General features: G+C 61.4%; 11 protein-coding genes and 6 pseudogenes. 12 read left to right on the top strand and 5 right to left on the bottom strand.

From position 1 onward, the window contains the following. The 4 genes and pseudogenes from N825_RS35135 to N825_RS35120 form a co-directional block, all read left to right on the top strand. Nucleotides 1-418: SDR family NAD(P)-dependent oxidoreductase (locus tag N825_RS35135; RefSeq protein ID WP_037462085.1), on the top strand; the 418-nt coding region annotated here is incomplete at its 5' end. Nucleotides 419-580: 162 nt separating this feature from the next. Next, nucleotides 581-1,276: an aspartate/glutamate racemase family protein gene (locus N825_RS35130; RefSeq protein WP_037462073.1), complete on the top strand. Its 696-nt coding sequence runs from the start codon at nucleotides 581-583 to the stop codon at nucleotides 1,274-1,276. Nucleotides 1,277-1,513: 237 nt separating this feature from the next. Next, on the top strand, nucleotides 1,514-1,792 hold the full coding sequence (locus N825_RS35125) for a hypothetical protein (RefSeq protein ID WP_037462071.1): 279 nt from the start codon (nucleotides 1,514-1,516) through the stop codon (nucleotides 1,790-1,792). A gap of 170 nt (nucleotides 1,793-1,962) precedes the next feature. Beyond that, a pseudogene (locus N825_RS35120) lies at nucleotides 1,963-2,663 on the top strand (IS6 family transposase). Between the two features lie 56 nt (nucleotides 2,664-2,719). On the opposite strand, the pseudogene N825_RS41130 reads toward N825_RS35120, so the two are convergent. Beyond that, a pseudogene (locus tag N825_RS41130) lies at nucleotides 2,720-2,821 on the bottom strand (Tn3 family transposase); the annotation flags it as partial. A 3-nt stretch (nucleotides 2,822-2,824) separates the two neighbouring features. Beyond that, nucleotides 2,825-3,709: an AraC family transcriptional regulator gene (locus N825_RS35115; protein ID WP_037462070.1), complete on the bottom strand. Its 885-nt coding sequence runs from the start codon at nucleotides 3,707-3,709 to the stop codon at nucleotides 2,825-2,827. A gap of 191 nt (nucleotides 3,710-3,900) precedes the next feature. Between N825_RS35115 and N825_RS40055 the strand changes: the two genes are divergently transcribed. From N825_RS40055 to N825_RS41120, 6 genes and pseudogenes are all read left to right on the top strand, one after another. After that, nucleotides 3,901-4,092 carry an SDR family oxidoreductase gene (locus N825_RS40055; protein ID WP_037462067.1) on the top strand — a complete coding sequence of 64 codons (192 nt, stop codon included), beginning with the start codon at nucleotides 3,901-3,903 and terminating at the stop codon, nucleotides 4,090-4,092. A gap of 10 nt (nucleotides 4,093-4,102) precedes the next feature. Further along, nucleotides 4,103-4,504: a VOC family protein gene (locus N825_RS35105; protein WP_037462065.1), complete on the top strand. Its 402-nt coding sequence runs from the start codon at nucleotides 4,103-4,105 to the stop codon at nucleotides 4,502-4,504. A 59-nt stretch (nucleotides 4,505-4,563) separates the two neighbouring features. Beyond that, a complete protein-coding gene (locus N825_RS40890) occupies nucleotides 4,564-4,689 on the top strand; it encodes a hypothetical protein (protein WP_281174405.1) in 126 nt (41 codons plus the stop codon). Nucleotides 4,690-4,828: 139 nt separating this feature from the next. Then, on the top strand, nucleotides 4,829-5,821 hold the full coding sequence (locus N825_RS35095; protein WP_037462063.1) for a saccharopine dehydrogenase family protein: 993 nt from the start codon (nucleotides 4,829-4,831) through the stop codon (nucleotides 5,819-5,821). A gap of 70 nt (nucleotides 5,822-5,891) precedes the next feature. Further along, a pseudogene (locus tag N825_RS41125) lies at nucleotides 5,892-6,101 on the top strand (DNA-3-methyladenine glycosylase I); the annotation flags it as partial. 26 nt (nucleotides 6,102-6,127) lie between these two features. Further along, nucleotides 6,128-6,564 (top strand): annotated as a pseudogene (locus N825_RS41120) (DNA-3-methyladenine glycosylase I). Between the two features lie 455 nt (nucleotides 6,565-7,019). Here the strand turns inward: N825_RS41120 and N825_RS35080 are convergent. Together N825_RS35080 and N825_RS35075 are read right to left on the bottom strand one after the other, a co-directional pair. After that, complete coding sequence (locus N825_RS35080) at nucleotides 7,020-7,418, bottom strand: VOC family protein (protein WP_084165413.1); 399 nt, start codon at nucleotides 7,416-7,418, stop codon at nucleotides 7,020-7,022. A gap of 14 nt (nucleotides 7,419-7,432) precedes the next feature. Beyond that, nucleotides 7,433-8,176 carry an SDR family NAD(P)-dependent oxidoreductase gene (locus tag N825_RS35075; RefSeq protein ID WP_037462059.1) on the bottom strand — a complete coding sequence of 248 codons (744 nt, stop codon included), beginning with the start codon at nucleotides 8,174-8,176 and terminating at the stop codon, nucleotides 7,433-7,435. Nucleotides 8,177-8,289: 113 nt separating this feature from the next. Here N825_RS35075 and N825_RS35070 point away from each other — a divergent pair, with 113 nt between their 5' ends. Next, nucleotides 8,290-8,886: a TetR/AcrR family transcriptional regulator gene (locus N825_RS35070; protein ID WP_037462078.1), complete on the top strand. Its 597-nt coding sequence runs from the start codon at nucleotides 8,290-8,292 to the stop codon at nucleotides 8,884-8,886. A 13-nt stretch (nucleotides 8,887-8,899) separates the two neighbouring features. Here the strand turns inward: N825_RS35070 and N825_RS38480 are convergent. Further along, nucleotides 8,900-9,166 (bottom strand): annotated as a pseudogene (locus N825_RS38480) (transposase); the annotation flags it as partial. Nucleotides 9,167-9,265: 99 nt separating this feature from the next. Here N825_RS38480 and N825_RS38475 point away from each other — a divergent pair. Then, nucleotides 9,266-9,450, top strand: a pseudogene (locus N825_RS38475) (IS5/IS1182 family transposase); the annotation flags it as partial.

Raw genomic sequence — 9,450 nt, 5'->3', positions numbered from 1 at the left:
CATCACCATGCCGGGGATCAGCTTCTACTGCGGCAGCAAGTTCGCCCTGGAGGGAGTTTCCGAGGCGCTCGGCAAGGAGGTGGCAGGCTTTGGCATCCGGGTCACCGCGCTGGCGCCCGGCCAGTTCCGCACCGACTGGGCGGGCCGCTCTATGGACCGCACGCCCCGCAGCATCCCGGATTATGACGCGGTGATGGATCCCATACGCGCCGCACGGCAAACCAAGAGCGGCAACCAACCGGGTGATCCAGCCAAAGCGGCGAAAGCGCTTTTAGACTTGGTCGAGGCGGACAACCCGCCGGTGCGGCTGTTCCTCGGCGAGGATGCGTTGGCCTTGGTGGATGCCAAGTTGGAGGTCATGAGAACGGAATTGACCGCCTGGGACACGCTCTCGCGCTCCACAAGCTTCGTGGTGTGAACTCGGCATTCAGATCCGCCACCGAGAAGGTTGACCTGATTCGGCGGTGGCTTGGGTCGATTTTGGCGTAGGGTTTCCGTTCACTACCGAGGCAGGAGGAGCGGTTCCGCCTTTCCGGGAAAGCGGTGGCTGTACGCCTCAAGCTGATAGGCAGGAGGTATTATGCGGACAATCGGTTTGATCGGCGGGATGAGCTGGGAAAGCTCGGCGGAGTACTACCGTATTCTCAACCAAGGTGTTCGAGATCGGCTCGGCCCAACGGCCTCGGCGCGGTGCCTTCTGTGGTCGTTCAATTTCTCTGAGATCGAGGAACTCCAGCATCGGGGCGACTGGGATGAGCTAAATGCTTTGATCATAGAAGCGGCGCAACGGCTCGAAACAGCGGGCGCCAATGTCCTGTTGATCTGCACCAATACCATGCACCGGATGGCGGCAGAGGTCGAAAACGCGGTGAAGGTGCCGCTCCTTCACATCGCCGATCCCACGGCCGAGCGCATCAAGGCGGCAGGCCATCGGACGGTCGGGCTGCTCGGCACCGCGTTCACGATGGAACAGGACTTCTACAAGGGGCGTTTGGCCCAGCATCACGGATTGAACGTTATCATCCCAGGCGACGAGGATCGCGCGACGGTTCACCGGGTAATCTACGAGGAGCTGGTCGCCGGGCAGGTCATTCCGGACTCGCGGGAGGACTACCGGGCCATCATCGCACGCATGGTCGATGCCGGGGCGGAGGCGGTGATCCTCGGCTGCACCGAGATCATGCTGCTGGTTCGGCCCGAGGACAGCGTTGTCCCAATCTTCGACACGACCGCGCTTCATGCAGAGGCCGCCATCGAGATGGCGCTGGCTGATTGAACGGCGACTTTCCGGTTCCGTCAAATCTATCGCGCCAAATCCTGAGTGTCTGTTCGCAGACGGGACGTGCCGACCTGTGCTGACCGGGATGCTACTTTGAGTTTAAAAAAGGAATGATCCATGGGAGGTTGCTGGCTATGACGGGGTTCGTCGTCAACAGCCACCGAGCCAGCATCATATGGGTACCGCTGTCAGAACCGCAAAGACTTCTCCGGCCTCCTGGGACGCCTCGCCGACGTGGATGAGGTTCTGACGGACCTCGCGGCGATGGAGGCGGACGGCACGAAGCCGGCGCGCTCCGCACCGAAGCCGGCACTCCCTGGGGCGGCGTTGCGCAAGGAGATCATGGCGATCTGGTGCCTGTGCTTCTTCGGCATGCGGTGGCGCGCCATCGGGCAGCTATGCGATATTCCGTTCAATACGCTGTTCAGCCTATTCGACCGCTGGACCCGGCTCTGGACTGTGGCGTCGCCTGCTCGACCGCCTGCGCCGCACCTGGCGGCTGCCCTGCAGTGATGCCGCCGAGTCGACGGCTGTCGTAATCGACAGCCGCTCCCGCTGGTCGGCCCAAAGCCGCATAGGTCGTTGTTTCGATGGCGGCAAGAAGATCAACGGCGTCAAAGTTCACCGGGGGTAATGTCACGGGAACAGTGGCGCTCCGTGGACGTTGACGATAACCTTTTTCGATGCGGCCCATCCAGTGTGCCCGCCACCGGTTCCTGCCCGCTGTCATCCAACACGCGGTGTGGCTTTATCCCCGGTTCACGCTGAGCTACCGGGACGTTGAGAACCTGTTGGCCGAGCGGGGATTGGATGTCTCGTACGAGACGATCCGGCGCTGGGTCGGCAAGTTCGGCTTGGCAATCGCACGGAACCTGCGGCGGCGGCGGTGCGAGCCCAGCTCGCGCTGGCATCCCGATGAGATGGTGGTGCGGATCAACGGCGGGCGGATGTGCCTGTGGCGGGCGGTTGACGATGAGGGCGAGGTGCTGGAGGTCCTGACCCAGCGGTGACGGAACAAGGCCGCGGCCCGAGAGCTCATCCGCGAGCCGCTCAGGAAACAGGGCTTCGCGTCGACCTGGGTGACAACCGACAAACCGCGCTCCCACGGGACGGCCTTCAAGGAGATCGGCCTGAGCGCCGACCATGAACAAGGGGTTTGCCAGAACAACCGGGCCGAGGTCTCCCATCAACCGCTCCGTCGACGAGAGCGCAAAATGCGGCGGTTCAAATCGCCGGGATCCACCCAGCGCTTCGTCTCGATGCACGCCGCCACCCACACACACAACACCTTCAACCTCCAGCGCCACCTGATTCCCGCCGAACCCCGCGCACCTTCCGAGCTCAGGCCATGGCCGATTGGAACGCTGCGGCCGCTGCTGCTTGACGATGCTCCATGACTCAGGGTCTGTTCGCGCCGGCCAAGTTCCCATGACAGTGCCTCTTGGCGAGCTGGTTCTGCCTTGGGTAGACCGCTAGGCGGCGCAACAGGGTGGACGGCGCCGCTGTCCCTGTGCGCACGGACGTGGCCAGCCACAGCAGGTCAACTCAAAATGCCGCTCCTCGACGTAGCCTCGCTGCGTCTTTCGACGGCGGCAAACCGAACTGCCGCGCATATTCTCGACTGAACTGGGTTGGGCTCTCGTACCCCACATCGAAAGCGATGGATGTGGCATTGCCTTCTCCGGCGATAAGCAGAGACCGAGCGTGTAACAACCGCACATGCTTCTGGTACTGGAGCGGGCTAAGCGCGGTCACGGCTTTGAAGTGACGGTGGAAGGCGGAGACACTGAGTGCCACCATCTCTGCCAGAGCCGCGACGCGCAAAGACTTGGCGAAGTTTTCCCTGATCCACCGAATGGCAATGCCAATCCGTGAAAGAGCGGTGTCGGACGTCGCAGTATCCCGCAGCATCCAGCCCAGCGGTCCTTGCAGGACCCGGAAAAGGATTTCGCGCTCATAGGCTGGAGCGAGGGCGGCGATCTCGTTCGGGCGCACCATCAGGCGCAGCATCCGAAGCCAGGCATCGAGTAGTTCAGGGGTCACAGGCGCTACCGAGAAGCCAGGGCTGTAGAGTTCACCTCCGGCAGGTTTAGGCAGGTCCGCAAGCAGGTTTGCGACGATCGCAGGCTCGAGCGTCAGGCTGATGGCAAGATACGGATCTCCATCATCAGACGGATGCAAGGAGCCGACCGCCGGCAATTCGACCGACATCACGAAATATGTCGCGGGATCATAGCGAAACGTGCGGTCGCCAACCGTCATGGTCTTGAACCCCGTCAGGATCAGATTGACCATGGGATCGTAGAGGGCGGCAAGCTGATGTTCCGGAATTTCTCCCTGCACCATGGCTATGCGCGGAATACCCGTCTCCGTGCGGCGGTTCTCAGCCCGTGATGCCAATTGCCGCAATTCCTGAAGCTGTGTGTCCATGGATTTGTTGTTTCACACAGACGGCTCACATTCAACGATCAAGCAGATATAGGCAAGAATAGAAGAGGATCATGGGAGCGCTCATGAGGGCACGATGGCTATGACTGATCCATCCAATCGAAGGGTCGCCACATGAGCATCGTCATCATCTCCGGCGGAAGCCGCAGCCTCGGCACCAGCATCGCAACCCAGTGCGGCAGGCGCGGTATGAGCGTCATCCTCACCTACCCGAAGAATTCGAGGCGCTGCTCGCCGGGCAGACGGCGCTCGGTCGCGTCGGCGACCCTGATGATGTCGGCTGCATGGTCGCGAGCCTGCTGTCGGACGACAGCCGCTGGATCAATGTCCAGACCATCGAGATCGGCGGCGGCTACAACATTTGAGGAGGTTCACATGCTCGATCATATCTTCCTTACGGTCGGCGATATGGGGCGATCGATCGTCTTCTACGAGAGGGTGCTCCCGCTCCTCGGGATCACCGACCGCCACGACTATGAAGGCAAGCAAGGCCCGGCGGGTCATCCCGACCTCAAGGGCTTCGGTGCCAAGGGCCGGATGTTCGTTTGGCTGAGGCAGGGCACAGCCGCACCCGATGCCATGCATGTCGGCTTTGTCGCGGATTCCGAAGCCATGGTGAATGCCGCCCATGCCGAAGCTTTGGCGGCTGGTGCGAGCGAGATCCATGCACCGGGGCCGCAGCTTCACTACGATCCCCGCTACTATGCGGCGCAAGTTTGCGACCCGGACGGCCACAGCCTCGAATTCGTTTTCAAAAGCTGGCAGCATGGGGGCTGATGCGATGCCACTAACGCCGTCGATGTCGACACAGCATTGACCTGTTCACGCCTGACGCGGTGATCGACGACCCGTTGACGGGCCATTGTTTCGACGGTCATGCCGGCATCCGCGATTACATCGAGCGATACTTCATCGGCTATCACACGGTGACCCGTTTCCTCTCGATCGAGACGATCGGCTAGACCCGCGCCCGCGTGAGGGTCGATTTCACCGGAGACTTCGGTCACGAGATCGGCCTCCTCGACATCTCGGTCGATGGCGACGGACTGATCACGCGCATCGACGCCGATCTCGAATAATCACAGAAGAAGAAACACCCACATGAACACTCTCATGATCTATGGAGCCGCCGGCTATACCGGTGGCATGGCTGCGGAGCATGCCGCGTCTGCCGGACTTGACCTCGTTCTTGCCGGTCGCGAACAAGACCGGACGAGATTGGAAGCGGTAGCCAGCCGCCTCGGCGCGGGTGTCAGGTTGTTCTCGATCGATGATCCCGATGCCGTCGCGGCCGGCCTTGCGGGCGTCTCCGTTCTGCTCAACGCCGCAGGTCCCTTCGCGAACACCGCCCGGCCTCTCATGTCCGCCGCGAGCGGTGCCGGGGTGCATTATCTCGACTTCTCGGCCGAACTCGACACCTACCGCGAAGCTTTGGCGCTCAATGCCCGAGTCCGTGCAGCTGGAGTCATGCTTCTGCCGGGAAGCGGTGGAAGCGTCGCGATGTTGGGAAGTCTCGCTGGACATGCCGTCGCGCGCGTCAAGAATGCCCGGAAGATCAGCATTGCGCTTCATGTCACAGGAGCGATGTCGAGAGGATCGGCGATCAGCGCGAGCCAGAGTATCGCGCCGGAAACGCTTCGTCTCGTTGGCGGCGAACTCGTCACGCGCGGCCCGGATGAAGCCCGCGACTTCGACTTCGGCAGTGGACCGCAATCGTCCTTCCCCGTGACGCTGCCCGACCTCGTGACGATCTACCAGGCGACCGGCGTGCCTGACATCGAAACCTTCGTCCACGTCACCGCGGGTGCATTCCCGACGGGAGAGATAAAGGGTCTGCCGGCCGGCCCCAGCTTCGAGGAACGTGAAGCGAGCCGCTACCATGCGGCCGTCGAAGTCACCGACGCGGACGGAACGGTGGTTCGTTCTGTGCTCGATACGGTGAACGGTTACACCTTCACGTCCATGGCCGCCGCAGAAGCGGCCCGGCGTGTGCTTGCCGGCGAGGTCCGACCCGGCTTCCAAACGCCTGCAAGGCTGTTCGGCAGCAGCTTTGCCGAAACGATCGCCGACACCCGTATCGTTGATCTTTGTTAAGAGGCGGTTTTCACAATTCCTTTGCTACGTGTCCTTCAACCAGGAAGATGTATACGGCCTGGAGCATTGACTGGATTATGAAGCCGAGGCGGTCGTAGCGCAGAGCGAGGCGTTTGTTCTCGAGGACCCAGGCATTGCTGCGCTCGACCGGCCAGCGCCGCTTGCGGAGATCGTTCTTCGCAAACGCGAGGCTTTCCGCGAAGCCTTCCCCAAGTTCGACCCGACGAAGCTGGCGATGTTCGGTGCTGATGATGTCGAACGACTAATGGCCAACCCCGACATCATCCGTGCTCCCTCCGTGCCAAGATCGAGGCAACGATCCGGGGCGCACAGATCTTCAACGCCATGCAGGAGGCGGACAACCACTTTGCAGCCTTCTGCTGGTCATTCACGGATGGGAAGCAGTTCCGGGCTCGGGCTACAGCACGGAGACCGAGCTCTCTCGGACGATATCGAAGGCGCTCAAGAAGCGCGACTTCAAGTTCGTCGGACAGACGATCGTCTATGCCTGGATGCAGGCCGTCGTCATCGTTAACGATCATTCGTCCCTCTGCTTTCGCAGGCATGAGCTCGAAGTAACCGTCGCTGCCTTTCAAGCGAGAGGCGCAAGGTGCAGCGAGGCAAAGCGGCGAACTAGGGCTGCCCTTGAGCCTTCCGCTGACCGAGGGGCAGTGCCCCCGCATCTATATCGCGCACGGCCCCGCGCCCTGCGGAAGGCAGCGGCGCTGAGCAACCCTCGCTGAATTCCTGATCGAGCGATTTCACAGCCATTCCCGCACACTCGACGAGTTTCTCACGGGAGCGCCCCAGGCACGCATAGGAGGACCGTCCGCAAAGCGTTAGCAGGATGTGGTCGGTAACCTGTGTCCCTCTCTCCGAATTATGCTTCGCCACGTATTTCCGGATTGCCTCGCTGGCCGGCTCCGCTAGCTTGGCCGCCATCTCACGCTCTCTTGGATCATCGGCGCGCCTACCCTCCTTGATCATATAGCCCCTGCGAGTTTCGTGTGCGGTATAGTGCCGTACGGCTTGGATCAGAAGTTCCGTCAAAGCCTCCGCCGGCGGCTCGCCGGCGTTGTGGCGACAATCGTGATCGCCTTCGCGGTTGTTGCCTGAGGTCGTGAGGCGACGGGGCGGCGTAAGTTCGAGGACCGCCCCGTCGATATTGACGTGCCCCGCAACGTCATTGTTCGCGGGATTATTCCGTCTGGCAGACCGCTTCGATGTTGTTGCCATCGGGATCCAGGACATAGGCGGCGTAGTAGTTCGCGTGATAGCGCTCGCGGAAAGCCGGACCACCATTGTCCGTACCACCACTGCGAAGTGCTGCCGCATGAAACGCCTTCACGGTCTTCCTGTCATCGGCGGTGAAAGCGATGTGGATCGGGCGTCTCGCTCCGCTCTCCTCGTGAAACCACAAAGTCGGATAGCCATTTTTGCCGAAGCCGTGTCGCGCACCGCCATGGGACGTGCGGGCCGGATCGATGCTGATGACGAGCGAGAGCCCCAGCGGCGCCAGGACAGCTTCGTAAAATCGCCGCGATCGCTCCGCTTCAGCGACAGGGAATTCGATGTGATTGATGATATCCGTGGACATGATCCTCTTCCCCATCAGGCCTGCGAAGCGCCGCCATCGGCGAACAGTTCGACGCCGTTGACGTAACTGGCGGCGTCGCTTGCAAGGAAAGCCGCCACTTCAGCGATTTCCTCAGGCTCCCCGATGCGACCGATCGGGCTCTTGTTCTTGAGGAAGGCCAAACCTTCTTCCGCGTGCTCGCCAAAGGCATCACGCAGCGACTGGGTATTCGTCGGCCCCGGACTAACGATGTTGATACGGATGCCGGAGCCCTTGAGGTCGCTGACCCAACTCCGAACCAGATTGCGAACAGCCGCCTTGGTGGCGCCATATATGCTCATGGTGGGGCCGGGATCGATGGAAGCCGTGGAACCGACGATGACAATGGACGAGCCCGCCTTCATGAGCGGCAATGCGCCCTGCACGGTGAATACGATGCCCTTTACATTCGTGTCGAACTGCTGGTCGTAGTCCGCTTCGGTAATCTTCCCCAGGGGTGCATGAATACCGCCGCCGGCGTTGGCGACGAGGATATGGATCGGACCAAAGCTGGAGCGTATCTCGGAGAACATCGCCTCCAGACTGGCTGGGCTGGAAACATCGGCGACAATGCCGGCAGCGTCGCCGCCGAGTTTCGTGACGCCGCGATCAAGCGCATCCCGGTGGCGCCCCGTGATGATGACCCGCATGCCCTGCTTTGCCATCTTTCGCGCGATGGCAAAACCGATCCCGCTGCTCCCGCCCGTCACGACGGCAATCCTTCTGTCCGATGCACTCACTGTCTTGCTCCTTTTCTGATGACACGATAATAGCGATCGCTACAATAATCTGGCAAGGGTTGTTGAGCTTTTTCGTAGCGATCGCTATTATCGAGTTGAGTCGGAGAACCACCGTGCAGGAATCCAAACGACAACGCCGCCCCCGGCGCGAGTTCAATCGTGAAGAGGGGATCAACAAAGCCCAAGCGCTGTTTCACAGGTATGGCTTTGACGGCGTCGGCGTTGCTGCATTGACGGAGGCCCTCGATATAAATCCGCCGAGCCTTTACGCCGCCTACGGCAGCAAGATCGGACTGTTCGAGCGCACACTGGAGCGTTACGTCGTTGAACAGGGCCTGCCGCTATCGGAGATATTCGCCGAGGATAGATCCCTCGGAGACGGCATAAGGCACCTCTTCATCGCGGCTGCCGATCAATATAGCCGCGATGCGTCGTGTCCGGGATGTCTTGTCACCGAAGGCGCGCGCGCCGCCGATCCTGATGCGCGTTCGATCGCACTGAGGATCGGCAATCAGATGGCGGAAGCGCTCAAGGCTGCGATTTCAAGCCACGCCCCTGACCAAGCGGACACACTTACGGACGTTATTGTAACCACTTTACGTGGCTTTTCGGCAGCAGCTTACGCAGGTATGAAGCCCGAGAGGCTGAGGGCCGTCGCCGGTTTCTCGGGCGAACTGCTGGCGAGGGAACTGGACAGCGCCGGATCCTAGGGTCCAGACTCAATCATAGCCAGTACGCCACCATGGTTGCGATGGCGAGGGTTGCTTCGTAGTTTCTGGCGAGTTTGTCATAGCGTGTGGCGACGCGGCGAAAGTCCTTCAGGCGATAGAAGACGGCCCCCACGGTCCAGCGGAACCGGTACCGGGTTTTGTCGAAGCGCATCTTACGCTTGCGGGACGAGCGTCCCGGAATGACGGGCCTGGCACCCTTGCCGCGGATCACGGCTCTCAACTTATCGCTGTCATAGCCCTTGTCGGCCAGAACGTGACGACAGCCCCTCACCTCGACCTTGGTGCAAAAACAGCCGTAGAGCTTTCGCGGCGGCAAGCGGATCGGTATAGAGGTCGTCCGCTGAACCCGAGGGCCCTGATGCCGTACAAGGCGAATGAACCGCGTCGCCACAGGATCCCGAATGCGCGGTACAAAATTGAGAATTGGGCCGAATATGACGCCGCGCTGCGGCGGCGTGGCAGCCTAACGGTTTGGGTGACGCCCGAGGCGACCGCCGTGTGGACACCGGCAATGACAGAGCGACGGGGCCGGCCGAGGAGCTA

It is taken from the genome of Skermanella stibiiresistens SB22 (assembly GCF_000576635.1).
Lineage (GTDB): Bacteria > Pseudomonadota > Alphaproteobacteria > Azospirillales > Azospirillaceae > Skermanella > Skermanella stibiiresistens.
This window is presented reverse-complemented; position numbering and strand designations above follow the sequence as displayed.